At 73.2% G+C, this 24408-nt stretch carries 24 protein-coding genes and 1 riboswitch; of the genes, 8 read left to right on the top strand and 16 right to left on the bottom strand.

Annotated elements, in window-relative coordinates; translation table 11 throughout:
* Positions 1 to 65: 65 nt before the first annotated feature.
* The 4 genes from ACFZ8E_RS20010 to cbiE are packed head-to-tail and all read right to left on the bottom strand — an operon-like array spanning position 66 to position 3953.
* Positions 66 to 1382 carry a cobyrinate a,c-diamide synthase gene (locus ACFZ8E_RS20010; RefSeq protein ID WP_244032990.1) on the bottom strand — a complete coding sequence of 439 codons (1317 nt, stop codon included), beginning with the start codon at positions 1380 to 1382 and terminating at the stop codon, positions 66 to 68.
* Positions 1379 to 2179, bottom strand: coding sequence for a precorrin-4 C(11)-methyltransferase (gene cobM, locus ACFZ8E_RS20005; protein WP_244032991.1), 801 nt, complete (start codon positions 2177 to 2179; stop codon positions 1379 to 1381). Before cobM ends, ACFZ8E_RS20010 begins: the two co-directional genes overlap by 4 nt.
* Positions 2176 to 2712, bottom strand: coding sequence for a cobalamin biosynthesis protein (locus tag ACFZ8E_RS20000; RefSeq protein WP_405043627.1), 537 nt, complete (start codon positions 2710 to 2712; stop codon positions 2176 to 2178). The genes cobM and ACFZ8E_RS20000 overlap by 4 nt, the downstream gene beginning before the upstream one ends.
* Positions 2709 to 3953 (bottom strand): precorrin-6y C5,15-methyltransferase (decarboxylating) subunit CbiE, encoded by a 1245-nt coding sequence (gene cbiE, locus ACFZ8E_RS19995; RefSeq protein ID WP_405043626.1) that lies wholly within the window; start codon positions 3951 to 3953, stop codon positions 2709 to 2711. The genes ACFZ8E_RS20000 and cbiE overlap by 4 nt, the downstream gene beginning before the upstream one ends.
* Between cbiE and ACFZ8E_RS19990 the strand changes: the two genes are divergently transcribed.
* On the top strand, positions 3952 to 4716 hold the full coding sequence (locus tag ACFZ8E_RS19990; RefSeq protein WP_147728989.1) for a cobalt-precorrin-6A reductase: 765 nt from the start codon (positions 3952 to 3954) through the stop codon (positions 4714 to 4716). The genes cbiE and ACFZ8E_RS19990 overlap by 2 nt on opposite strands.
* Here the strand turns inward: ACFZ8E_RS19990 and cobJ are convergent.
* Genes cobJ through ACFZ8E_RS19940 form a run of 10 tightly spaced genes read right to left on the bottom strand, consistent with a single transcriptional unit; the run spans position 4692 to position 14641 of the window.
* Entirely contained in the window at positions 4692 to 5447 is a 756-nt protein-coding gene (gene cobJ, locus ACFZ8E_RS19985) for a precorrin-3B C(17)-methyltransferase (RefSeq protein WP_243949082.1), read from the bottom strand. The two genes, ACFZ8E_RS19990 and cobJ, sit on opposite strands and share 25 nt — an antisense overlap.
* The gene (locus ACFZ8E_RS19980; protein ID WP_147728991.1) at positions 5444 to 6238 is read right to left on the bottom strand and encodes a precorrin-2 C(20)-methyltransferase; all 795 of its coding nucleotides are present in this window, start codon (positions 6236 to 6238) and stop codon (positions 5444 to 5446) included. Before ACFZ8E_RS19980 ends, cobJ begins: the two co-directional genes overlap by 4 nt.
* The gene (locus ACFZ8E_RS19975) at positions 6238 to 6870 is read right to left on the bottom strand and encodes a precorrin-8X methylmutase (RefSeq protein ID WP_243931934.1); all 633 of its coding nucleotides are present in this window, start codon (positions 6868 to 6870) and stop codon (positions 6238 to 6240) included. The genes ACFZ8E_RS19980 and ACFZ8E_RS19975 overlap by 1 nt, the downstream gene beginning before the upstream one ends.
* Complete coding sequence (cobG, locus tag ACFZ8E_RS19970) at positions 6867 to 8228, bottom strand: precorrin-3B synthase (protein WP_405043624.1); 1362 nt, start codon at positions 8226 to 8228, stop codon at positions 6867 to 6869. The genes ACFZ8E_RS19975 and cobG overlap by 4 nt, the downstream gene beginning before the upstream one ends.
* Positions 8225 to 11605: a cobaltochelatase subunit CobN gene (gene cobN, locus ACFZ8E_RS19965; protein WP_405043623.1), complete on the bottom strand. Its 3381-nt coding sequence runs from the start codon at positions 11603 to 11605 to the stop codon at positions 8225 to 8227. Before cobN ends, cobG begins: the two co-directional genes overlap by 4 nt.
* Positions 11606 to 11612: 7 nt before the next feature.
* Positions 11613 to 12275: a Uma2 family endonuclease gene (locus ACFZ8E_RS19960; protein WP_405043622.1), complete on the bottom strand. Its 663-nt coding sequence runs from the start codon at positions 12273 to 12275 to the stop codon at positions 11613 to 11615.
* Between the two features lie 3 nt (positions 12276 to 12278).
* Complete coding sequence (gene cobW, locus ACFZ8E_RS19955) at positions 12279 to 13313, bottom strand: cobalamin biosynthesis protein CobW (protein ID WP_405043621.1); 1035 nt, start codon at positions 13311 to 13313, stop codon at positions 12279 to 12281.
* A gap of 18 nt (positions 13314 to 13331) precedes the next feature.
* Positions 13332 to 13700: a DUF1636 domain-containing protein gene (locus ACFZ8E_RS19950; protein WP_147844509.1), complete on the bottom strand. Its 369-nt coding sequence runs from the start codon at positions 13698 to 13700 to the stop codon at positions 13332 to 13334.
* Positions 13693 to 14442, bottom strand: coding sequence for a CbtA family protein (locus tag ACFZ8E_RS19945; protein ID WP_243931939.1), 750 nt, complete (start codon positions 14440 to 14442; stop codon positions 13693 to 13695). Before ACFZ8E_RS19945 ends, ACFZ8E_RS19950 begins: the two co-directional genes overlap by 8 nt.
* A 22-nt stretch (positions 14443 to 14464) precedes the next feature.
* Positions 14465 to 14641 (bottom strand): CbtB-domain containing protein, encoded by a 177-nt coding sequence (locus ACFZ8E_RS19940; protein WP_147728670.1) that lies wholly within the window; start codon positions 14639 to 14641, stop codon positions 14465 to 14467.
* Positions 14642 to 14677: 36 nt separating this feature from the next.
* A riboswitch (cobalamin riboswitch) is annotated at positions 14678 to 14959 on the bottom strand.
* Positions 14960 to 15026: 67 nt separating this feature from the next.
* On the opposite strand from ACFZ8E_RS19940, the gene cobU reads away from it, so the two are divergent.
* The 4 genes from cobU (at position 15027) to ACFZ8E_RS19920 (ending at position 19180) form a co-directional block, all read left to right on the top strand.
* On the top strand, positions 15027 to 15554 hold the full coding sequence (gene cobU / locus ACFZ8E_RS19935) for a bifunctional adenosylcobinamide kinase/adenosylcobinamide-phosphate guanylyltransferase (protein ID WP_405043620.1): 528 nt from the start codon (positions 15027 to 15029) through the stop codon (positions 15552 to 15554).
* Positions 15551 to 16153: a cob(I)yrinic acid a,c-diamide adenosyltransferase gene (cobO, locus tag ACFZ8E_RS19930; RefSeq protein WP_147728672.1), complete on the top strand. Its 603-nt coding sequence runs from the start codon at positions 15551 to 15553 to the stop codon at positions 16151 to 16153. Before cobU ends, cobO begins: the two co-directional genes overlap by 4 nt.
* 34 nt (positions 16154 to 16187) lie before the next feature.
* Entirely contained in the window at positions 16188 to 17624 is a 1437-nt protein-coding gene (locus ACFZ8E_RS19925; protein ID WP_243936869.1) for a cobyric acid synthase, read from the top strand.
* Between the two features lie 176 nt (positions 17625 to 17800).
* Complete coding sequence (locus ACFZ8E_RS19920; RefSeq protein ID WP_405043619.1) at positions 17801 to 19180, top strand: MFS transporter; 1380 nt, start codon at positions 17801 to 17803, stop codon at positions 19178 to 19180.
* Here ACFZ8E_RS19920 and cbiB read toward each other — a convergent pair.
* Positions 19114 to 20103, bottom strand: coding sequence for an adenosylcobinamide-phosphate synthase CbiB (cbiB, locus tag ACFZ8E_RS19915; protein WP_405043618.1), 990 nt, complete (start codon positions 20101 to 20103; stop codon positions 19114 to 19116). The two genes, ACFZ8E_RS19920 and cbiB, sit on opposite strands and share 67 nt — an antisense overlap.
* Between cbiB and cobD the strand changes: the two genes are divergently transcribed.
* On the top strand, positions 20083 to 21111 hold the full coding sequence (gene cobD / locus ACFZ8E_RS19910; RefSeq protein ID WP_405043617.1) for a threonine-phosphate decarboxylase CobD: 1029 nt from the start codon (positions 20083 to 20085) through the stop codon (positions 21109 to 21111). The genes cbiB and cobD overlap by 21 nt on opposite strands.
* Here cobD and ACFZ8E_RS19905 read toward each other — a convergent pair.
* On the bottom strand, positions 21104 to 22285 hold the full coding sequence (locus ACFZ8E_RS19905; RefSeq protein ID WP_405043616.1) for an MFS transporter: 1182 nt from the start codon (positions 22283 to 22285) through the stop codon (positions 21104 to 21106). The genes cobD and ACFZ8E_RS19905 overlap by 8 nt on opposite strands.
* 299 nt (positions 22286 to 22584) lie before the next feature.
* Between ACFZ8E_RS19905 and ACFZ8E_RS19900 the strand changes: the two genes are divergently transcribed.
* A complete protein-coding gene (locus tag ACFZ8E_RS19900; RefSeq protein WP_405043614.1) occupies positions 22585 to 22815 on the top strand; it encodes a hypothetical protein in 231 nt (76 codons plus the stop codon).
* Positions 22816 to 22997: 182 nt separating this feature from the next.
* Positions 22998 to 24401 carry a malonyl-CoA decarboxylase gene (locus ACFZ8E_RS19895; protein WP_405043613.1) on the top strand — a complete coding sequence of 468 codons (1404 nt, stop codon included), beginning with the start codon at positions 22998 to 23000 and terminating at the stop codon, positions 24399 to 24401.
* Positions 24402 to 24408: the final 7 nt, after the last annotated feature.

Below are 24408 nucleotides of genomic sequence, written 5' to 3'. Positions count from 1 at the left end.
CGCCCCCGATCGGGGCGGCGCTCGTCTCCGATCGCTGAGCGCTGCCGGCCCACCGTCGTCGTCCGTCAGTCGTCGAGCGCGATCAGGTGGAAGAACGTGCCGGTGACGCGGCCGCGCCGATGCCCGGCAAACCCGAGATCCGTCCCTTCCGCGTCGGCGACCCGACAGAACGCTTCGTCCTCGGAGGGCGGCGGGGTCGACTCGCTCGCGTAGTGGAACTCGTGGCCGACAAGGCGCAGCCCCGCCCGCCCCAGAAGCCCATCGGCGATGGGGTGTGCGACGCGATACCCGAGATGCAACTTGCGCGACTTGTACGAGGTCGCGACCGGCAAAAGCCCGGCCATCGGATGCTGCATGCCGGCCGCATCCTCGAGGCTCTCGCCCAGAACCATGTAGCCGCCGCACTCGCCGTGCACCGGCCGTGTCTCGGCAAAGCTGCGCAGGCCGCCGAGGAAGGTCGTCGCCGCGGCGATCCGGCCGGCATGGAGCTCGGGATAGCCGCCGGGCAGCCAGCACACGTCGCACCCCTGGCTCGGTGCCTCGTCGGCGAGCGGCGAGAACGATACGATCTCCGCGCCCGCCGCCCGCCAGCCTGCCGCCTGGTGCGGATAGAGGAAGCTGAACGCGGCATCGGCCGCCACCGCGATGCGCTGCCCCGGCGGGCGGGGGAGGGCGCCCGCGCCGGCGGGAACCGCGCCGCCGGCCGCAGCCAGGATCGCATCGCAATCGAGACCTTCGACGGCGAGGTCGCCGAGGCGGTCCAGACGGGCGTCGAGGTCGGAGGTCTCCCGCGCCTGCACGAGGCCGAGATGGCGCTCCGGCAGGACCAGCGACGCATCCCGCATCAGCGCGCCGAGGACCGGGATCCCGACGCGGGCGAGCCCGGCTTCGACGAGGCGGCGATGGCGGGCGCTGGCGACCTTGTTCAGCACCACGCCCGCGATTCTGACGCGCGCATCGTAGAGCGAGCAGCCGAGTGCGATCGCCGCCGCGGACTGCGCCGCCCCCGACACGTCGAGCACCAGCAGCACGGGCCAGCCGTAGCGGGCGGCGATGTCGGCATTCGCGCCGGTGCGGCCCTCGCCGGCGCGAATGCCGTCGAACAGGCCCATCGATCCTTCCGCCACGACGATGTCGGCGTCCCGCACGGCGAACCCGGCGACCGCGTCGAGGAGGGCAGGGCCCATCGCGAAGCTGTCGAGGTTGACGCTCGGAAAGCCGGTCGCCGCCTCGTGGAAGGCCGGGTCGATGTAATCGGGCCCGCACTTGACCCCGCGGACGCGCAAGCCGCGACGGGCGAGCGCGCGCATGAGCGCGAGCGTCACCGTGGTCTTGCCGGAACTCGACCGCGGCGCGGCGACGAGGATGCCGGGAACGCTCATGCGTTCGCGTCCTCGTTGTCGATGCCCGTGCTGCCGACCGCCCCGCCGGGCCGGAACCGGCGGTCGTAGTCGGCCGCGTAGAGCGCGCTCTCGCGAAAATCCTCGGCGCCGAGCGCCGGCCCGACCAGGATCAGCGCCGTGCGCTCGATCCCGGATCCGGCGACCTGCCCCGCGATCGTCGCCAGCGTTCCGGTGATCACCCGCTCGTCCGGCCAGGAGGCGCGGAACACCACGGCGGCCGGGCAGGGCGCGCCGTAGAACGGCACGAGCTCGGCGACGACCTTGTCCAGGATGTGGATCGAGAGGTGCAGCGCCAGCGTCGCGCCGGTGGCGGCGAAGCCGGCCAGCGTCTCGCGCTCCGGCATCGCGCTCGCCCGCCCGGAGGTGCGGGTGAGGACGACCGACTGCGCCACGCCCGGCACGGTCAGCTCGCGCTTCAGCAGGGCCGCCGCCGCGGAGAAGGCCGGGACGCCCGGCGTGACGGTGTAGGCGATCCCGATCCGGTCGAGCCGCCGCATCTGCTCGGCGAGCGCGCTCCAGATCGACAGGTCGCCGGAATGCAGCCGGGCCACGTCCTCGCCGCGGGCATGCGCCGCCTCGATCTCCGCGACGATCGCGTCGAGGTCGAGCGGCGCGGTGTCGACGATCCGCGCGCCCGGGGGGCACCAGCCGAGGATATCCGGCGCGACCAGGGAGCCGGCATAGAGGCAGACCGGACAGGCCGCGATCCGGTCGCGCCCGCGCACGGTGATGAGGTCGGGAGCGCCCGGCCCGGCGCCGATGAAATGGACGGTCATGCGGTCACGATCTGCGCCGCTCGGGCGCGGTGGGATATGGGAGTCTTCGATCGGCTAACGGCGCCCGCTTCCTTCCCTACCCCCGCAGAGGGGGGACGGTAGAGGGCGCGGGCCTCATCGGCCTCGCGCATCGCCTCGTCGCTCGCTAGGCCCAGCGCCGCGAGCGCGCAGGTGGCGCGTCCGTCGTCGATGCGGACGAGGATCAGGCGTCCGGTTTCGCCGGCGACGGCGAGCGCCGCCGCCTCGGCGAGCGAGCCGACGCCGCGCGATCGCTCGATCCGGGCCGAGCGCGTCGGCACGCGCGGGTCGACCGTGCGAAGCGCTTCGGCATCGACGGCGACGGGCGTCAGGCCGAACGCGCCGGCGGCGTCCCGGATCGCCGGCTCATCGGCTCGGTCGGCGGCGGTGGCGATCGCGACGAGCGCCCCCTCGCACGCCGCCTGCGCGATCGCCCGCCGGATCAGCGCGACGATCGCGTCGGGGGGCACGCCGTGGCGGAAGCCGATGCCGGCGACGAGGCGGGTCCCGGTCACGGCTTGGTCCAGGCCCATTGCGTCACCGGCATCGCCGCACGCCAGCCGTGCAGCCCGCCGACCGGATCGGCGCGGGCGATCGACAGGCGCCGCAGCGTTCCGCCCCGGGTCGAGAAGGCGGCGAGCAGCACTGCCTCGGCCTCCAGCGTCACCGCGTTGGCGACGATCCGGCCGCCCGACCGCAGGCCGCCGAGCGCCGCCGGCAGAACGCCCGGCGCGGAGACGCCGCCGCCGATGAAGATCGCATCCGGCGCCGGCAACCCGGTCAGCGCATCCGGCGCCACCCCGTGGACGATGGTCAGCCCGGGGGCGCCGAGGGTCTGCGCGTTGCGGGCGATCCGCTCGACGCGAGAGGGATGGGCTTCGATCGCGGTCGCCCGCATCGCGGGATGGCGCAGCATCCACTCGATGCCGATCGAGCCGGCGCCGGCGCCGACGTCCCACAGCAGCTGGCCGGCGAGCGGGCGGAGCGCCGCCAGCGTCACCGCGCGGATCTCGGCCTTGGTCAGCTGGCCGTCGTTCTCGAACCACGCATCGTCGAGCCCCGGGGCGAGGCCGACCGGCCGGCAGCCGGGCTCGCCCACCACCTCGATCGCCAGGGTGTTCAGGGCGTCGACGTCGCCGAGGTCGAAATCGCGCGCGCATCGGGTCCGAACGGTCTCGCGCGGGCCGTCCATCGCCTCGCATACGGTGATCGGCGATGCGCCGAAACCGCGCTCGGTCATCAGCGCGGCGACCGCCGCCGGCGTCGTGCCGTCCCAGGACAGCACCAGCAGGCGGGCGTTCGGCTGCAGGTGGCGGACGATCTGCGCGAGCGCCCGCCCGTGCAGCGTCAGGCAGGCGCACTCGGCGAGCGGCCAGCCGAGGCGGGCGCAGGCGAGGCTGAAGGCCGAGGGCTGCGGAAACGCCCGAATCTCGGCGGCCGGCACGATCCGGGCGATCTCGGCGCCGATGCCGTAGTGGAACGGGTCGCCGGTCGCGAGCAGGCAGGTCGGCGTCCCGCGCCGCGCCAGGATTTCAGGGTAGGCGTCGGAGATCGGGCTCGGCCAGATGCGCAGCTCCGCGTCGAGCGGGCCGGCGAGCGCGAGGTGACGACGGCCGCCATAGACCACGCGGGCGCCGTCGAGCGCCGCGCCGGCGGCGGGGGAGAGCCCGTCGCGGCCGTCCTCGCCGATGCCGACGATCGCGAGCCAGGGATCGGGCCTCGACACCGGTTCGGGCCTATCGGACAAGGCGGCCATGCGGATCCTCATCCTCGGGGGCACGACGGAGGCCAGCGCCCTCGTCCGCGGCCTTCTCCCCCATTCCGGCCTCTCCGTCACGTTGTCGCTGGCCGGGCGCACCGCGGCGCCGGTCGTCGACGTGGTTCCAACCCGCATCGGCGGATTCGGCGGCCCGGAGGGCTTGGCTTGCTACCTGCGCGAGCAGGCGATCGACCGGCTTGTCGATGCCACCCACCCCTTCGCCGCACGCATCGGTAGGAACGCTTATGGGGCCGCGGAAGCTGCCGGCGTCCCGCTCCTGGCGATCCGCCGCCCGGCCTGGACGCGGAAGCCTGGAGACGCCTGGACCGAGGTCGACACCGTGGCCGGTTGCGTCGCGGCGCTGGGGGACGTTCCGCGCCGCGTCTTCCTCACGGTCGGCCGCATGGAAGTCGCGGCCTTCGCGGCCGCGCCGCAGCACGACTACGTCGTGCGCACGATCGAGCCGCTCGGGGATGCGCTGCCGGTCCCGCGCCTCACGGCGATCCGCGCGCGCGGACCGTTCGACGCCGCCGCCGAGATCGTGCTGATGCGCGACGCGTCGGTCGACGTGCTCGTCACGAAGAATGCCGGGGGGGCGGCGACCTACGGAAAGATCGCCGCTGCGCGGACACTCGGCTTGCCGGTGGTGATCGTCCGCCAGCCGTGGAAGCCGATGGTCGACGCGGTCGCCGATGCCGCCGCGGCCGTCGAGCGGCTCGTCGGCGCGGGCCGCGATCATGCGACGCTGCGCGGCGTGTAGACGAACGGCCGCTCGCCCGGCCCGCGCTCGATCAGCCGGGTGGTCGAGGCACCGATGATGACCATCGTCGCCATGTCGGCGGTCGCGTCGCGGGCCTCGGCCAGCGTCATCACGCGGATCGCCTCGTCGGGCCGGGTGACGGCCCGGGCGAAGATCACCGGCGTGTCGGGGTTGCGGATCTCGGCGGCGATCCCGAGGGCCTTGCCGAGCTGCCAGGGCCGCGCCGACGAGATCGGGTTGTAGAGCGAGACCACGAAGTCGGCGCGCAGCACCGCGTCGAGCCGCGCCGTGATCACCTCCCACGGTTTGAGATTGTCCGAGAGCGAGAGCGCGCAGAAATCGCCGCCGAGCGGCGCGCCGAGGCGCGCGGCGGCCGCCAGCATCGCGGTGATGCCCGGCTCGACGGTGATCGCGAGGTGGCGCCAGGCCGGATCGCCGTGCTCCACCGCCTCGAAGACCGCCGCCGCCATCGCGAACACGCCGGGATCGCCGCCAGAGACCACGGCCACCCGCCGGCCGGAGACTGCGAGCTCCAGCGCATGGCGGGCGCGGTCGACCTCGACGCGGTTGTCGCTGGCGTGCCGCGTCAGGCCGGGCCGATCCGGCACGCGCGAGACGTAGGGAATGTAGCCGATCAGGTCCTCGGCCGCATCGAGCGCGGCCTGCGCCGAGGCGGTGAGCAACCCGGCATCGCCCGGCCCGAGGCCGATGACCGCGAGGCTTCCGCTCACGGCCGGCGGCCTTCGCCCGGCACCAGCACCATCGAGAAGTACGGGGCTGCGTCGTCCGGCTTGTCGGCCAGCGGCACGACGTGCTCGCCGGCCATGGTCCCGCGCTCGACGTAGACCGCACGTGCCAGAAGGCCGGCCTCGTGCAGGGCGGCGCGGACCTTCGGCAGGTGCCGGCCGAGCTTCATGATCACGGCGGCGTCGGTCGTGGCGAGGCGGGCTGCGAGGTCGGCGGCCGGCAGCGTCGCGGGCAGGATCGTGAGCACGTCGTCGCCCCAGGTGATCGGCGTCCCGGCCTTGGTCCAGCAGCCGGACATGCCGGTGACGCCGGGCACGACCTCGACCGGGAAGCGGTCCTTGAGCCGCCGCCACAGATGCATGAACGAGCCGTAGAAAAACGGGTCACCTTCCGACAGGATCGCCACGTCGCGACCGGCGCCGAGGTGGTCGGCGAGCTGCCCGGCCGCGTCGTCGTAGAAGGCGGCCAGTGCCGCGACGTAGTCCGGGTGATCGGGGTGGAGCTCTGTGGTGTAGGGGTAGGCCAGCGGGAACTCGCGGGTCGCGTCCGGCGGGAGCACGGCATCGGCGATGGTGCGGGCGTTGCCGCGCCGGCCCTTCTTGCAGAAGTGGACCAGCACCGGCGCGCGCTCGAGCACCCGCATCGCGCGAACGGTGAGGTAGTCCGGGTCGCCCGGCCCCATGCCGACGCCGAACAGCGTGCCGGTGACGACCGCGATCGGCCTGTCCGGCTGCTCGGCAGGCTCCTCCGCGAAGCGGTTCTCGGCCGAGTCCATCACTCGATCTCGTTGGCGAGCGCGTTGACGGCCGCCGCGGCCATGGCGCTGCCGCCGCGCCGCCCGTGCACGACGACGAACGGCACGCGCCCGTCGCGCGCGAGCGCCTCCTTCGATTCGGCCGCGCCGATGAAGCCGACCGGGATGCCGATCACCGCCGCCGGCGGCGCGACGCCCTCGTCGAGCAATTCGAGCAGGCGGAACAGCGAGGTCGGCGCGTTGCCCACCGCCACGACGCTGCCGGGCAGGTGCTCGCGCCACAGCTCCATCGCGGCGGCCGAGCGCGTGGTGCCCATCTCGGCCGCCATCGCCGGCACGCGCGGGTCGGTCAGCGTGCAGATCACGCGGTTCTCGGCCGGGAGCCGGGCGCGGGTGCAGCCGTCGGCGACCATCCGCACGTCGCACAGGATCGGCGCGCCGGCGCGCAGAGCCGCCTCGCCGGCCTGGGCGAAAGTCTCGGACATCTCCACGTCGGCCGGCAGGTCGGTCATGCCGCAGGCGTGGATCATCCGCACGACCACGCGCTCGGCCGCACCGGACCAGCGCGCGAGGTCGGCCTCGGCACGGATCATCGCGAAGGACCGGGCGTAGATCGCGCCGCCGTCGCGCAGGTATTCGTGGCGGGCGCTCATATCGTGGTCCCGATGGCTGGCTCGGCGAAGGCTTGCCGAGGGGAGGGGGAGGGGCCGAACGCCTGTGCCAGCGTACCGGATTTCGCCCTCCATACGCGCTCCAGCGCCGCGTCGAAAGTCAGTTCCAGAGCCGGCGCATCGCCGGGCGAGCCGTCGAGGACGACGCCGTAGCGTCCGTTGCGGGCGACCAGCGTCAGGTCGGCGCGGGCCGGATGGGCGCAGCCCTTGGTGCAGCCGGAGACGTGCGCGGTCATCCCGCTCGCGGCGAACGGCCGGAACGCCTCGGCGAGCCGTGCGGCATCCGCGCCCGTCGGCGTCGAGCCCGAGGCGCAGGCCGGCGCGCCGGGGCAGGTCGCCACCGCCCGGCGCGGATCGTCCGGTGCGGTGACGAAGCCGGCGGCGGCGAGGTCGGCAAGGGCCTCGCCGCGGCGATGTGACGGCACGCCACGCATCGGCAGCACGAAGCCGCGCGTCGGCGAGACGCGGACCTCGTCGATGCCGAGCCCGTCCGCGACCTCCGCCAGCCGATCCAGCATCGCCGCCGTGCAGCGGCCGAAGGGTGCCGCGATCTCAAGGCACGAAGATGCTCGGTCGGACAAAGCGGGTTTCCCGCCCCCCTCTGCGGGGGAGGGTGGGCCACTTTCCCCCACGGAGGGGGGAGGGGGCTCGTCGGCGAGGATGGCGGGCAAGGCCCGCACGAGGCTCGCTCGTTCCGTATCGGCAAGGTCGCGGATGCGGCGTCGGCCGCTGGTGGCGAACGCCCGGAGCAGCCCCGCGACCGCCTCGACGGTTCGCGCCTCGTCGCACGTCGCGATCCACGTCACGCCCGCTTCGTCCGCGAGGCCGACGGCCGCGATCCCCGGCCCGGTCGCGCGCACATGGATGTCGGCCGCGATTCCCGAGAGGTCGGTGCCGCCGCCCTCGATCAGCACCAGGGTCTTCGGCGGAAGCCCGGCGATCGCGAGGCCGTGCGCCTCGATCGCGGATGCCATGGCCCTGACATCCACGGCCTCCGCGGTCAGGCCGGCGAGCGGGCTGGTGAGGGTGAGGCGCTGCGGGCCGCCGTCGGCACGCATGTCGCCGAGGCCCGCCCCGCCCAGCGCCGCGACGAGGGCCGGCCGGGTCGCCTCGGTGACACCGCGCAGCTGTAGGTTGGCGCGCGCCGTGACGTCGACGTGGCCGTTGCCGAAAGCACGGGATGCCGCCGCCACGGCACGGATCTGCGCGCGCGTCAGGATGCCGAGGGGCGGGTGGATGCGGGCGAGCAGGCCGTCCCCGGTCGGCATCGGCCGCGTGAGGCTGGGGCACCAACCGCGGCGGTTCGCGGCATCCGGCAGGACGCGACGCGGCGCGCTCATTCCGCCGCCTGCGGCATCAATTCGTCGGCCGGCATCGCATTGCGCCGGCTGGTCCAGAGACCGCGGGCGCGGGCCTCGTCGAACCGCTCCAGGATCGCCCGCGTCGCCGCGGGATTCGCGGTGCGCAACGCGTCGAAGGTCTCGGCATCGGCGATCCAGGCGCCGTAGAGCCGGTCGAAGTCGGCATCGGTCACCGCGTCGGTGGTCGCGGCCAGCACGAACACCGCATCAAGCCCTTGAGCGAGTTCCTGGGCGCCGCGATAGCCGTGCCGCAGCTGTCCGGCGATCCAGCGCGGGTTCGCGAGCCGGGCGCGGACGAGGCGGGCGGCGTCCTCGCGGGCGGTGCGCACCTTCGGCGTCTCCGGCCTCGCGGCATCGAGGCTGTAGAGGGTCGGCGTGCCGCCCCCCAAGGCGGCCGCGGCGGCGAACCCGCCCATCGCATCGGCGGCGGCATCGCCGTCGAACAGGTCCCGTTCGGCCACGTCGAAGGCGTGGAGATAGGCGTCGGCCTGCGCCACCCGCTGGGCGAAGCCGGCATCCGCACCCTCCGCGTCGCCGTAGGCATGGGTGCTCGCCGCGAGATAGGCGCGCCCGAGATCGCCGCGCTCGGCCCATGCGCCGTCGAGCGCCGTCTCGGCGGCGCCGGCGCCATAGCGGCCGGGGGCGGCGCCGAAGATGCGAGCCTGGCCCTCGCCACGGCGGCGGGCTGCGGCAAGGGGGTTCTCGTCGTCCTCCTCCTCGCGCTGCGCCACGGCCCGTGCGGCGCGGTCGAGGAGGGCGAGGGTGTCCGGGAAGGTGTCGCGGAACGCGCCCGAGACGCGGCAGGTCACGTCGATGCGCGGCCGGTCGAGCAGGGCGAGCGGCAGCACCTCGAAGCCGGTGACGCGGGTGGTCGCGTGGTCCCAGGTCGGGCGGACGCCCATGAGAGCGAGGGCATGCGCCACGTCCTCGCCGCCGGTGCGCAGCGTCGGCGAGGCCCACAGGTCCATGACGATCCGGGCGGGATACTCGCCCTCGTCCTGGAGGTGGCGCAGGACGATGGCGGCCGCGGCCTTCTCGCCGAGCAGCGTCGCCGCGCGGGTCGGCAGCGAACGCGGATCGAGCGTCGTCAGGTTGCGGCCGGTCGGCATCACGTCGGTGCGCCCGCGCGAGGGCGATCCGGATGGGCCCGGCGGCACGAATCGGCCGTCGAGGGCGGCGAGCAGCCCCGCCCGTTCGGCCTGCGCGCTCGCGACGACCGCGTCCGGCGCGCCGTCCGGTGCGCGGCCGAAGACATGGAGCCCGTCGCGGAACGCGGTCTCGCCGAGGTCGCACAGGTGCGCATCGAGCGCCGCGAGCGCGTCCGTCATCGGCGTGTCGGCGTCGATTCCGGCGCCCGCCAGCAGCCCCGCCGCCTCGGCATCGTCGAGGATGGCGCGCGCGATCAGCGTCGCGCGGCGCGGGTCGAGGACGCTCGCGGCACTGTACTCCTCGACGAGCTCGCGCAGGCGCGCCGCCTCCGGCTCGAGGCCGCCGGCCTCGATCGCCGGCGTCAGGTGCCCCAGGGCGACGCCGCCGAGGCGGCGCTTCAGCGGGGCCGCCTCGCCGGGATCGTCGACGATGAACGGATAGACCACGGGCAGGGCGCCGACCGCCCGCGCGGGCCAGCATGCGGGCGCGAGCGCGACGGCCTTGCCGGGCAGCCATTCGGTGGTGCCGTGGGTGCCGAGATGGACCAGGGCGTCGAAATGCCGGCGCAGGCCGAGATGGAACGCGAGGTAGGCGTGCGTCGGCGGCTCGTCGGGATCGTGGTACCCGGCCTTGCGGTCGTCCGACCGGCCGCGGTCGGGCTGGAGGAAGATCGCGATACGGCCTGACGCGTCGTCTTCCCCTTCCCCCGCTGCGGGGGGAGGGGGCGTGTCGCCCCCGGCATCCACCATCCGAAAGCGGAACGCGCCGTCGCGGCACGTCGGGTCGGCTTCGGGTTCGCCCCAGCGTTCGATCAGCGCCTCGCGCGAATCTTCCGGTAGCGTCGCGAGCCAATCCGCGTAATCGGGCAGCGGGATCGCGAAGTCCGGCGCACCGTCCGTCAACGCCTGCATCAGGGCGGCGGCCTCCGGCAGCGATGGGCCCGCGTAGCCGGCCGCCGCGAGGTCCGACACGATCGCGCGCGCGCTCTCCGGCGTGTCGAGGCCGACGGCGAAGCCGGCGCGGCCGCCGCGGGACGGGTAGTCGGAAAGGACCAAGGCGATCCGGCGATGCCCGCGCGGCGTCGCGGCCAGGCGCAGCCAAGCGGCGGCACGGTCGGCGAGCGCCGCGATGCCGGCCGCGTAGGGCACCGCGCGGCGCTCGGCGTAGCCGTCGGCCGCGTCCGTTTCCTGCTTGAACGAGATCGGGAAGCTCGAGAGGCGGCCGTCGAATTCCGGCAGGGCCACCTGCATGGCGAGGTCCGCCGCGTTCATGCCCCGTGCCGACGCCTCCCAGGCCTCCTGCGGGCTGCCGACGGTGAAGGCCTGCAGCACCGGGCAATCGGCCGCGTCGAGGACGAACCCGGCATCCTCGCGCGCCGAAAAGGCGGTGGCGGCGACGATCAGGTCGGGTTTCCGCGCGCGGATCGCCGCGCGCACCGCGTCGACCGCCTCCGCATCCTTGAGGCTCGCCACCGCCAGGGTCAGCGTTCCGATGCCCCGCTCACGGAGGGCGGCCGCCAGCGCGTTGGCGGGTGCGCCGTCGCCGCCGAGAGCCGCCGAGCGATAGACCAGGATCAGCGCGTGCGGCGCAGCCGCGCCGGGCGCGCCGAGGCCGAGCGGCGAGGCGCCGAGCGAGAGCGCCGCGTCGAGGCCGAGCGGTCCGCAGCCCGGGCACCATGCGAAGCCGCGCGGCAAGGTCTCGGGCGGCTCGACGGTGGTCGGGACGCCGATCTCGGCCGCGAGGCGCCCGAGCATGCGGCGCAGGTTCTCGGGGCCTCCGGCGCGGAAATATCCGTCGAGCACCGGCGCGAGGTCGGGCGCGGTCGAGAGCTCGGCGAGCCGCGGGTCGGGCCGGTCGCAGCCGGGCAGGATCACCAGCGGGATGCCGGCGGCCCGTGCGACGGCGGCGCAGCGCTCGACGCCGTAGCGCCAGTAGTCGAGGCCGCCGAGGCAGCGGATCACGACGATCCTCGCCTTCGCCACCACGGTCTCGACGTAGAGATCGACCGACATCGGGTGGCGCAGGCGCGACAGCTTGGCCAGGCGCAGCGACGGGAAGCCCGGGCCGCAGGCCGCGTGGGCATTGGCGACGCCGAGCAGGTCGGAATCCGTAAACGACAGGAACACGACGTCGCCGGGCTGTTGCCCGAGATCGACCGCCGCCTCGCCGTCGTCGAGGCTCACCGTATCGATGCGGATCAGGTGCATGCGATGGTCAGCCTGCGGAGCCGCCCGGCTCGCCGGGGACGAGGCGGGGCCGGCTCGGAAACGCGACGCCGTCGTAGATCTCGGCCGCGGGCATGGCGATCCCGAACGCCAAGAGCGGGACCGTCGCGTCGAGCCCGAGAAGACGGGTCTCAGCCCAATGCCGGTCCGGATCACGCGTCCAGAGGCGGAGTTCCGCCGCATTGGGTTCCACCAGCAGGATATGCTCCAGGTCGGCCATCGTGCGGTACTCGCCGAGCTTCTCGAACGCATCGAAGTCGCGCGTGCTCGGCGACAGCACCTCGACGACCAGCCGCGGCTGCGCCGCCTTCAGCGCGTTCGGATCGCGGGATCCGCAATCGACCCCGATATCGGGGCGGCGGATCTGGCCGGGCAGCGTTTCGACGCTGCCGTCCCCGGTGAACGGACGGCATCCGCTTCCGCGTAGGGCCGTGCGCAACCATGCGAGGATGTTCACGACGATGTCGTCGTGAACGTTGCGCGCCCCGGCCATCATCCGCACCGGCACGCCGCCGACGAGCTCGTACCGCTCCGCTTGGGCTTCCTGCCAGGCGAAGAACGCATCGATGCTCATCGGCTCAAGTCGGCGGTCCAGCATCCCGGAATCTGCGGTGGTCGTGAAAACGCGCAGTGTAGCCTGTGCGGCGGACAACCCCTAGCCGGCGAGCGCTTCGGCGACCGCGCCCTGGTCGAAGCCCTTCAGGCCGATCACCACCAGCGTGCCGTCGCGGGGCTCGGCCGCCGTCCAGGGACGGTCGAAATGATGGGTGATGCGGCGGCCGACGCCCTGCACCACGAGGCGCATCGGCTTGCCCTCGACGGCGCAGAAGCCCTTGATCCGCAGGACGCCCTCGGTCTCGGCCGCCCTCTCGACGCGGGCGGCGAGGTCGGCGGCGGTGATCGCCGTGCGGACCGGGAGCGCCACGGTCTCGAAGTCGTCGTGGTCGTGATCCTCGCCCGCGCCGTGATGCGAGGGGCGCGCGTCGAGGTCGTCCTCGGCGGCGGCCTGGAGGCCGAGCAGCACCCGCGGGTCGATCTTGCCGTGGGCTGTCTCGACCACCTTCACCGCGCGGGGAAGCTGGCGCTCCACCTCGGCCCGCACCTGCGCGAGGCCGGCGGCGTCGAGAAGATCCGCCTTGTTGAGCACGACGAGGTCGGCGCAGAGGAGCTGGTCCTCGAACACCTCCTCGAGCGGGTTGTCGTGGTCCACCGCCGTATCGGCGGCGCGCTGGTTGGCCAGAGCCTCGGGGTCCTCGGCGAAGGCGCCCCACGCGACCGCCGGCCCGTCCACGACCGCGACGACGCCGTCGACGGTCACCCGCGAGCGGATCGCCGGCCACTGGAACGCCTGGACCAGGGGCTTGGGCAGGGCGAGGCCGGACGTCTCGATCAGGATGTGCTCGGGCGGGTTCGGGCGATCGAGAAGAGCCGTCATCGCCGGCATGAAGTCGTCCGCGACGGTGCAGCAGATGCAGCCGTTGGGAAGCTCGACGATCGAATCCTCGGTGCAGCCCTCGATGCCGCAGGCGGCGAGGAACGACTTGTCGAAGCCGATGTCGCCGAACTCGTTGACGAGTATCGCGAGCCGGCGCCCGCCGGCATTCTCGACCACGTGGCGCACCAGCGTCGTCTTGCCCGCCCCGAGGAAGCCGGTGACGATGGTGCAGGGGATCTTCTGGACGATGCTCATGGGGATCTCGCCGATGGCTCAGGCCGCGCGCGGCGGAAACGGAGGGATGCGGGCGACGACGCCCTTGCGGAATTCCTGCGGCCTCTGCTTCCACGGCACGATCCCGTCGGGCGTGCCGGCGTAGAGGCCGACGCCGTCGAGAATGATGCGTGCGGAATCCGCCGGGTCGAGGTCGCCGTAGACGTAGGTCCAGCGATCCTCCGCCGCCACGGCGACGGTGCAGGGCCGCTTGCAGACCGACAGGCACTCGACCGCTTCGATCGTCACGCCGTCGGGGGCGGGAAGCGCACGCAACGCGTCGAAGAGGCGGGCGCCCGCGCGCGGGCCGTCCGGCGCATCGCTCTCCATCCGGCAGGTGGTGCAGACGTAGAGGATCGTGTCAGCCACGGGCGCCTGCCGCGGCCTTCGGGCCGAAGGTCTGCCAGGCGCGCCCGAAGGCTAAGCCGATCACCGCCCAGAACACGAAGGCGATGGCGAGCGAGCGCGCGGCGAACTGCGCGGCGAGGCCGGCGGGAAGCTCGGACGGCGTCGCCGCCACCTCCGGCGCACCGGCCAGATGCGGAGCGACGATGAGCACGATTCCGCCGAGGATGGTGATCGGCACCCGGCGGATCGCGATGAGATAGATCCCCATCGCGGTGGCCGACGCCGTCATCACCCACCAGACCTGGCGGGCGGCCAGCGGGGCCGCCTCGCTGCCGGGCAGCTCGGGCGGCAGGCCCAGAGCCGGCGCAAGCGCCACGGCGAGGAAGCCGGCGACCGCGAAGGCGAGCCCGCGCTCGGGCGACGGCTCGCGGCCGGTGGCCAGCATCACCGCGCCGAGGAGCAGGGCGTAGCCGATGCCGCCGACGAGGGTCGCGAGCCCGGTGAACAGCATGCGCGGCAGGCCGGCGGCCGGCTGCCATTCCGGCTCGGCCTTGGTGTCGTGGTCGTGCCCGGCATGGGCGAGCACGATCGGCAGGCGCCCGGCCAGCGGGGCCGCCGAGGCGGCGGCGCCGGGAGCGGCCTGGGTCTCGTAGCGCTCGGCGGCGATGATCAGCGGCGAGGTGAGCGCGAGCTCGAGCCCCGTCACAAGGACGGCCGCGAGGAAGCCGGCGGCGAGCGCCGCCGACAGGAGCCGGATGAGCATGGGAACGCCTGGGTTCAGGCGGTCAATGGCAGGGGAAGTTCTGCGTGTGCCGGAAGTCGTGCGCCGCGTTGTGCAGCGCCGAGGCCGGCGAGAAGCCGGCGAGGAACACGAGCCCGAGGCCGAGCATGGCGGCGGCGACGATGGCGACGAAGCCCTCGTTCGCGCGGGTGCCGGTCTGGGTGAGGGTCTGGGTGGTCATGTCGACAACATCTCCGGCCGCCCCGCCGGCGGCGTTCGAGAAAGCGCGGGGGACGGCAGGTCTCCTGGCTCGCGGATCGCAGCGCCTGCCGCCTTCCCGAAACATCGGTGGCCGAAGGCAGGAGCTGAGGGCTCCCACGGCGTTCCGGGCTTCGATCCGCAACGCAGTCCCATCTCGGACAGGTCGGTTCAACGAAGCTCGGATCGCCGTGGGGACCCTGGCCGCTTACAGTTGCGGGGGCAGCCGCGGCATCGGGTTTCCCCTCACCGCATTCCCTTTTCACCCCGTCTCCGGGGCACCGTCGCGTCCAGCCATAGCCTGTCCGGTCTCCCCGCACAACGGAGGCTTTGACGGGCGCACAGGGGTTGGGGCATGGGTTCCAGCCATGCAGCAGGCCGCGCCTCGGACGACCCTCGTGCTCGGCGGTGCGCGCTCGGGCAAGAGCGCCTACGCCGAGAGGTTGATCGAGGCGGTGCCGGGCCCGTGGCTCTACCTCGCCACGGCACAGGCCTGGGACGACGAGATGCGCGCGCGCATCGCCCTCCACCGAGCGCGGCGCTCCGGCGACTGGATCACTCGGGACGTGCCGAACGCTTTGGCCGCCGCGATCGCCGAGGCGCCGGGGCCGGTGCTGGTTGATTGCCTGACCTTGTGGCTGACGAACCTGCTGCTTGCCGATGCCGACCTCGACGCCGAGACGGCGGCGCTCCGCAGTGCCTGCCGGGAAGCGCACGGGCCGCTCGTCCTCGTGTCGAACGAGGTCGGCCTCGGGATCGTGCCCGACAATGCGCTCGCCCGCCGCTTCCGCGATGCGGCCGGACGCCTCCACCAGAGCCTCGCGGCCGAGTGCGACCGCGTCGTCCTGACGGTCGCCGGGCTGCCGCTCGTCATCAAACCGCATGGAACGCCATGACCGACGACGCCGAACGCCATCGCGAGAAGATGGAGAAGCGCAAGGCGGTGCAGGACGCCGAGGTCGCGGCCAAGACGATCGAGAAGGGCCTGCTCATCGTCAACACCGGACCCGGCAAGGGCAAGACCACGGCGGCGCTGGGCCTGGCGCTCCGCATGCTGGGGCGCGGCCACAGGGTCGGCGTGGTGCAGTTCATTAAGGGCGCGTGGGACACCGGCGAGGCGCATGCGCTGAGGACCTTCGGCGACCGGGTCGCGTGGCACGCGATGGGCGAAGGCTTCACCTGGGAGACGCAGGACAAGGCCCGCGACATCGCCGCCTGCCTCAACGCCTGGAACCGGGCGACCGACCTGATGGCCGACCCGAGCCTCCGTCTCCTGATCCTCGACGAGCTCAACATCGCGCTGCGCTACGACTACCTCGATCTCGACGCGGTGGTGGCGACCCTGAAAAGCCGTCGCCCGGACCTGCACGTCGTCGTCACCGGCCGCAACGCCAAGCCGGCGCTGATCGAGGCCGCCGACCTCGTCACCGAGATGGGCAGCGTGAAGCACCACTTCGCGGCCGGCGTGAAGGCGCAGGAGGGGATCGAGTTTTGATGGAATGGTCCCTTCAGCCGTGACCCGAAGCCTAATGATCCAGGGCACCGGCTCGGACGTCGGCAAGTCGCTGATCGTCGCCGGGCTCGCGCGCGCCTTCACCCGACGCGGGCTTCGGGTGCGCCCGTTCAAGCCGCAGAACATGTCGAACAACGCCGCCGTCACAGCGGATGGCGGCGAGATCGGGCGGGCGCAGGCGCTGCAGGCGCGGGCGGCCGGCGTCGCGCCGTCGATCCACATGAACCCGGTGCTGCTCAAGCCCCAGACCGAGGTCGGCGCCCAGGTGGTGGTGCAGGGCCGCATGGTCGCGACGGTGAAGGCGCGCGACTACCAGGCGTGGAAACCGCGCCTGCTGGAGGCGGTGCTCGACAGCTTCGACCGCCTGAGGACGCAGGCCGACCTGATTCTCGTCGAGGGTGCGGGCTCGGCATCCGAGGTTAACCTGCGCGCCGGCGACATCGCCAACATGGGGTTCGCCCGCGCGACGGATACGCCGGTGGTGCTGCTCGGCGACATCGACCGCGGTGGGGTCATCGCCAGCCTCGTCGGCACCAAGGCGGTGATCGATCCCGACGACGCCGCGATGATCGTCGGCTTCCTGGTCAACCGCTTCCGCGGCGACCCGAGCCTGTTCTCCGACGGCATGGACCTGATCGCGCGCCACACCGGCTGGGCCAGCCTCGGCCTGATCCCGCACTTTCCCGAGGCGGCGCGCCTGCCGGCCGAGGACGTGCTCGGCCTCGTCGGGTCCGCCGGCCCGGCGGCGACGCGCATCGCGGTGCCGGTGTTTCCGCGGATCGCCAACTTCGACGACCTCGATCCGCTGCGGACCGAGCCCGCGGTGGAGGTGGTGCTGGTCCGCCCGGGCGAGGCGATCCCGGGCGATGCCGCCCTGGTGCTGCTGCCGGGCTCGAAGACGACGATCGACGATCTCGAATTCGTCCGGGCGCAGGGCTGGGACGTGGACCTGCATGCGCATCTACGCCGCGGCGGCCGGGTGCTCGGCCTGTGCGGCGGATACCAGATGCTCGGGCGGACGCTGTCCGATCCGGACGGCATCGAGGGCGAGGCGCGGACCGTGCCCGGCCTCGGGCTGCTCGCCGTCGACACGGTGATGACGCCGTTGAAGCGGCTCGAAGCCGTCTCCGGCACCAGCCTGCCCGACGGCATGCCGTTCACCGGCTACGAGATGCATGTCGGCGACACCACCGGCGCCGACGCGGAACGGCCGCTGCTGCGCCTCGCCGACGGGCGCGCCGACGGTGCGGTCTCCGCCGACGGCCTGGTGTCCGGCACCTACGTCCACGGCCTGTTCGCCGACGACCGCCAGCGTGCCGCATGGCTCGCCCGCCTCGGCGCACGATCCGACGGCGCCTCCTACGAGGCCGGCATCGAGCGGGTGCTCGATGCCCTGGCGGCGCATCTCGAGCAGCATGTCGACTGCGACCGGCTGCTGGCCCTGGCGCGATGAGGCGCACCGGGGATGAGGCGCATCGGGCATGACACCCGGGCGGGTCCTGTCCGCGAGCAGGCATCGCGGGCGCTCGGGGATCGCTGCGGGCCGATAGGCACGCGCCGCCGCGGAGCCTAGTCTCGTGCGAAAGCGCGGCCGGTCGCGATCGACCGCCGGGACGCGAGGAACGCCCGATGACGCCCACCGAGACCGCGGCCGACGACGCGCTCGCCCGACGCACGATCGCGACGGTGACCTGGCGGCTGATGCCCCTGCTCGGGGTGATGTACCTGATCGCCTACATCGACCGGCAGAACATCTCCTATGCCAAGTTGCAGATGGTCGGCGACCTCGGGCTGAGCGAGAGCGTCTTCGGGCTCGGGGCGTCGCTGTTCTTCCTCGGCTATTTCCTGTGCGAGGTCCCGGCCAACGTCATCCTGGAACGCGTCGGCGCGCGCCTGTGGTTCGCCCGGATCATGGCGACCTGGGGCCTGATCACGGTGCTGCTCGGCTTCACCCGGAACACGGCGATGTTTTACGGGCTGCGCTTTCTTCTCGGCGTCGCCGAGGCCGGGTTCTTCCCCGGCGTGCTGTTCGTGCTGACCCTGTGGTTCCCGCAGAAGCACCGCGCGGCGATGATCGGCTGGTTCATGATCGCGAGCGCGGTGGCCAACGCCGTCGGCGCGGCGATCGGCGGCGCGCTGCTCGACCTCGACGGCGCGCTCGGGCTCAAGGGCTGGCAGTGGGTGTTCGTCAGCACCGGCTTGCCGGCGCTGCTGCTGGCCGTGATCGTGCTGGTGGTCCTGCCGGACGGGCCGGAGAAGGCGCCCTGGCTCGATCGCGCCGGTCGCGACTGGCTCGGCCGGACGCTGCGGGAGGAGCGCGAGACCGGCGGCAAGGTCGAGCACGGCAACCCGTTCGCTGCGCTCCTCGACCGGCGCGTGTGGATGCTCGCCAGCGTCTACGTCGCGTTTCCGCTGGCCGCCTACGGCCTGAGCTACTGGCTGCCGACGGTGGTGCGCAGCTTCGGCGTCACCAACACCGTCAACGGCTTCATCAACATCATCCCGTGGGTCGTCACCGGGCTGGCGCTGTGGTGGGTGCCGCGGCATTCCGCGCGCACGGGCGAGCAGACCTGGCACGTCGTCGGCCCGGGGCTCGTCGCCGCGTCGGCGCTGGCGCTGAGCGTGGTGGTGCCGGGCTCGATCCCGAAGTTCGCCTGCCTGTGCGTGGCGGCGGCCGGCATCTTCTCGGCCCAGCCGGTGTTCTGGTCGCTGCCGCCGACCTTCCTCAAGGGCGCGTCGGCCGCGGCCGGAATCGCGGCCATCAATTCGGTGGGCAATCTCGGCGGCTTCATCGCCCAGAACGCCGTGCCGATCATCCGCGACCGAAGCGGCAGCGACCTCGTGCCGATGATCTTTCTCTCGGCCTGCCTCGTGGTCGGCTCGTGCCTCGTCTTCGTCGTGCTCGGCGCCCTGCGGCGCGATGCCGGCCGCCGCGCCGCCGATCAGAGCATGGCGAGCCCGGTCGCGCCGGCGGCGAGCCCCCACAGCAGCACGCAGGCGGTTCGATAGAGGCGCAGGGCCCGCTCGATGTCGTCGGCCGCCGCCGCCGCGCGGCCGTCGCCCATCCAGGCATCCTCGACCGCGACGCCGGCATAGACCCGCGGGCCGGCGAGCCGAAGGCCGAGCGCGCCGGCCATCGCGGCCTCGGGCCAGCCGGCATTCGGCGAGCGGTGGCGGCCGGCGTCGCGCCGGATCGCGCGCCAGGCGCCGCCCGGCGAGGCGCCGTGATGGATCGCGGCGGCGGCGACGATCAGCAGGGCGGTGAGCCGCGAGGCGGGCAGGTTCACGAGGTCGTCGAGCCGGGCCGAAGCCCAGCCGAAGGCCTCGTGGCGCGGGGTGCGGTGGCCGATCATGCTGTCGGCGGTGTTGATCGCCTTGTAGAGCGCGCCGCCCGGCAGGCCGCCGAGCCCGATCCAGAAGCCCGGCGCGACGATGCCGTCGGAGAAGTTCTCCGCCAGGCTCTCGATCGCCGCGCGGCAGATCCCGGCTTCGTCCAGCGTCTCGGGATCGCGCCCGACGATCATCGACACCGCGCGCCGGCCGCCCGGCAGGCCCTCGCCGCGCAGCCCCTCCGCGACCCGGGCGACGTGCTGGTACAGGCTGCGCTGGGCCGGCAGGCTGGCGCAGAGGAGGGCGATGAGCGCGATCGCCGGGAGCGGGCCGGCCAGCCCCGCCGCGAGGGTGAGACCGAGGGCGGTCGCGCCGACGCCGGCGAGGAGCACGGCGAGCGCAAGAATCCCGCCGAGCCGCCGCGCGGTGCGGCCGCCGCGGTTGAGGCCGCGGTCGAGGGCGGCGATCACCCGGCCGATCCAGGTGACAGGGTGGCCGAGCGCCCTGTAGAGCGCGTCCGGATAGCCGAAGGCCGCCTCGATCGCGAGGGCGAGGGCGAGGATGGCGAGCGTATCGGGCGGATGAGCGAGCGCGGTGGACATGGCGTCTGGGGTCCGGGGAGGCCCGAGGCGGAGCCGATCGCCCATGGCGGCGACCTCGATGCGGCGCGGCGGATGTTTCCCGATGCGCCGGAGCCTTGGATCGACCTCTCGACCGGGATCAATCCGGTCCCCTATCCCTGCCCGGCGATCGACGCCAGCCTGTTCCACCGGCTGCCCTCCGCCGCGGACCATGCCGCGCTCCGCGAGGCGGCGTCCCGCGCCTACGGGGCGGCGCCCGACCGCATCGTGCCGGCGCCGGGTACGCAGATCCTGATCGAGACGATCCCCCGCCTGGTTTCGCCGCGCGCGGTCTGCGTCGTCGGGCCGACCTATGCCGAGCACGCGGCGGCGTGGCGTCGGGCCGGGCACGCCGTCTCGGCGGTGCCATGCCTCGAAGCGGTCGGCACCGCGCAGGTCGTGGTCGTGGTCAATCCCAACAACCCCGACGGGCGGACGTGGCCGGCGTCCACGCTGCTCGCCCTCGCCGAAGTCCTCTCCGCCCGCAACGGCCTGCTCGTCGTGGACGAGGCCTTCGCCGATCTCGAAGCCGTCGAGAGCCTGTGCCCGCGGCTGCGGCCGGGGCTCGTGATCCTGCGCTCGTTCGGCAAGACCTACGGGCTCGCCGGCCTCAGGCTCGGTTTCGCCGTGGCGGAAGCCGGGATCGTGCGCCGGATCGCGGGGGCGCTCGGGCCCTGGGCCGTCGCCGGGCCGGCGCTCGCGATCGGCCGCGTCGCCCTCGACGATGCCGCGTGGCGCCGCGACGCCGCAGCCGCCCGCGCCGCCGATGCGGGGCGCCTCGACCGCATGATCGCCCGGGCGGGCGGGACGCCGGTCGGCGGAACCGTCCTGTTCCGCACGGCCGATTTTGCCGATGCGCCGGGCCTGTTCCGGCAGCTCGGGACGGCCGGAATCCACGTCCGGCGCTTCGCCGAGGCGCCGGCGCGCCTGCGCTTCGGGCTGCCCGCCGACAGGAACGCCTGGTGCCGCCTGTCGCGGATCCTCAAATGATCGTCGGGCGCCGGTCGAGCACGGCGACGAGCAGGGCGGCGAAGGCGAAGGCGATGCCGACCGCGCAGACCCCGCCCCAGCCGGCGAGCAGGAAGGCCTGCGATCCGGCATAGGCGCCGATCGCTCCGAAGACGAACATCGCCGTGAACAGCACGGTGTTGATCCGTCCGCGCGCGCCCGGGACGAGGGCGTAGGCGCGCGTCTGGTTGGCGATCAGCGCGCCGTTCATGCCGATGTCGATCAGCAGCACGCCGACGGCGACGGCGGCGAGCGACCACGTGCCGCCGGCCCAGAGCACCGCGAACGCCGCCACGACGAGCAGGCTTCCGCCCACGACCACCGGTCGCGCGCCGCGCAGATCGGTGAAGCGGCCCGAGACCGGCGCGACGAGGGCGCCGCAGACGCCGATCACGCCGAACAGCCCGGCGCCGGCCGCGGTCAGGTTGAACGGCTCGGCCTCCACCAGCAGGGCGAGGGTGACCCAGAACGCGTTGAACGCGGCAAACAGCAGCGCCTGCGACAGGCTGGCGTTGCGCAGCACGGGCTGGGTCTTGGCGAGGTGCAGGATCGACAGCATCAGCGCCCGGTAGCGCAGGCGCTTCGCCGCGGTCCGGGGCAGGGTCGCGGCCGCGACCGCCGCCATCGCGAGCGAGACCACGGCGGCGGCGAAGAACACCGCCCGCCATCCGAGATGCGCGCCGACGAAGCCGCTGACCGTCCGCGCGAGCAGGATGCCGGAGAGCAAGCCGGTCATCACCTGCCCGACGATGCGGCCGCGGGTGGCGTCCGGCGCGAGCTCGGCCGCGAACGGCACCGCCTGCTGCGCCGCCGACGACAGGAAGCCGATCAGGAGGCTGGCGAGCGCCAGGATCGGCAGGTTCGGGCTGAGCGCGGCGACGACGAGCACCACGCTCAGCGCGAGAAGCTGCGCGATGATCAGCTGGCGCCGCGGCCAGGCATCCCCCAGCGGCACCAGCCCGACGATGCCGAGGCCGTAGCCGACGAGGCAGCCGGTCGGCACCCACAAGGCGGCGCGCGGCCCGAAATCGGCCACCAGCAGCCCGAGCAGCGGCTGGTTGTAGTAGATGTTGGCCACCGCCCCGCCCGCGATCAGCGTCAGCCCGAGCCGCGCCTTCGTGCTCAGGTCGGGATGCGGCACCGGGATGTCGCTCACGAGCGGGGCTCCGTGGCGCGCGAGCGGTTCGGCTCTGTGAGCATGAGACTCGTATCTCTGGTTGCGAGGGATCGCGGTCGGCCTAGGCGCCGACCGGGCGGGTGACAACGGCGGCGCGCGCAGGGCACGGCCGCGTAGGAGTGGCGCACCCGGTTTCGATTCCGCTTCGCCTGCATATGTTTCGTCCACGGACGATGTTCCACGCGCGGGTCGATTGCTGGCAATCGATTTGGCGATCGCGGCGATTCAGGTTCTGATGCCGTTCATAGGATTGGTGGCACCGATTCGTGCGGCGGAGCGTGACCGACACGACGAGAGAGGGTTGCATGCCGAATTATCGGGTGGATTTCGAGAAGCAGATCTTCGGCCTTCCGTTCACGATCGGATCCGTCGAGATCCAGCGTGCCCGCGACCCCGATCGCGCGCGGCGGGCGGCCGAGCTTAAGTTCGCCCGGCAATACGGCCTTGGCGATTGGCGCGAGCGCGCCGACAGCGCCGTCGTGGCCCAGGCCGGCGACGAGCGCCGCTGAGCGCCCTTCACGGCGGAGCCGGCCACGACGTCCCGGAGTTCCGCTTCGGCCTTCGCGGCCTCACGGGGGGTCTGGCCCTGCGCGCGGTCACACCGTAAACGATGGGGCCGCCGGCATCGCCGTGCGGGACGACCGGAGCCTCCGCGGCGGCCGGTTTCGAGGCGAGACGCGGACGGCGATCCATGGCGGCGATCTCTTTCTTCGGCGATCTCCTTCAGACCATCAGCGATCGCGGTCGCGACCTCATCAGCTTCGGCCGCGGCGATCTCGCCGCACGGGCCAACGCCGCCGAGCTGGTCAAGCTCTGCGACGACCTGATCTCGCGCCGCGGCGAGGCATCGGGCGTCGCCCTCGCGCGGCTGATCCTCGACCGCTATGCGACGCTCGGCACCGACGAGCGCCACGCCTTCCTGCGCCTGATCGCCGTCGAGTTCGATGCCGACCACGACGCGGTCGACGCCGCGATCCAGGCCTATCGCTCGGACCCGACGCGGGCACGCCTCGGGCACCTGCACGAGGCGGCTGAGCCGCGCTCCCAGGAACTGATCCGCCGCCTCAACCTTGCCCGCGACGGCACGCTGAGCCTGGTCCGGATGCGCGAGGACCTGTTCGACCTGCGCCGCATCCTGCGCGACGAGGGCGAGCCCAACCTGATCGACGCCGCCGACAGCCTCGATTCGGACTTCGAGCACCTGTTCGCCTCGTGGTTCAACCGCGGCTTCCTGGTGCTGCGCCACATCGACTGGACGACGCCGGCTCACATCCTCGAGAAGATCATCCGCTACGAGGCGGTCCACGAGATCGCCGGCTGGGACGACCTTCGCCGCCGGATCGAGCCGGCGGACCGGCGCTGCTTCGCGTTCTTCCACCCGGCACTCGTCGACGAGCCGCTGATCTTCGTCGAGGTCGCGTTGACCAGCGCGATCGCGCCGGCGATCGCGCCGATCCTGTCGCAGGCGCGCGATCCGCTTCCGCTGAAATCCGCCACGACCGCGATCTTCTACTCGATCTCGAACTGCCAGAAGGGCCTGGCCGGCGTCACCTTCGGCAACTTCCTGATCAAGCAGGTGGTCGAGGACCTCGCCCGCGAGATCCCGACCCTGAAGACCTTCGTCACGCTCTCGCCAGTTCCGGGTTTCGCGCGCTGGCTCGATCGCGAGCGCCGGGCGGAAGCGCCGCAGGGCCTGACCCGCGACGATGTCGAGGCGCTTCGCCTGCTCGACGAGCCCGATTGGGCGATCGACAAGGCGAAGTCCGATGCCGTGCGCAAGGCGCTGCTGCCGGCGGCGGCCGCCTACTTCCTCCGCGCGAAGAACGAGCGGGGCCGCCCGCTCGACCCGGTGGCGCGCTTCCATCTCGGCAACGGCGCGCGCCTCGAGCGGATCAACTTCCTCGGCGACGTCTCCGGCAAGGGGTTGCGGCAATCCCATGGCCTGATGGTCAACTACCTCTACGACCTGTCGGCGATCGAGAAGAACCACGAGACCTATGCCAACCTCGGCACGGTCTCGGCGTCCGGCGCGGTCTCACGCGAGTTGCGCGCCAACCTGCCTCCGCCGCGTTCCGTCGCGCTCGCCGAGGCCTGAGGCGGGT

The sequence above is a fragment of the Methylobacterium sp. HMF5984 genome, from assembly GCF_045033435.1.
GTDB lineage: Bacteria > Pseudomonadota > Alphaproteobacteria > Rhizobiales > Beijerinckiaceae > Methylobacterium.
The sequence above is the reverse complement of the archived record's forward strand: the minus strand, read 5'-3'. Positions and strand labels throughout refer to the sequence as shown.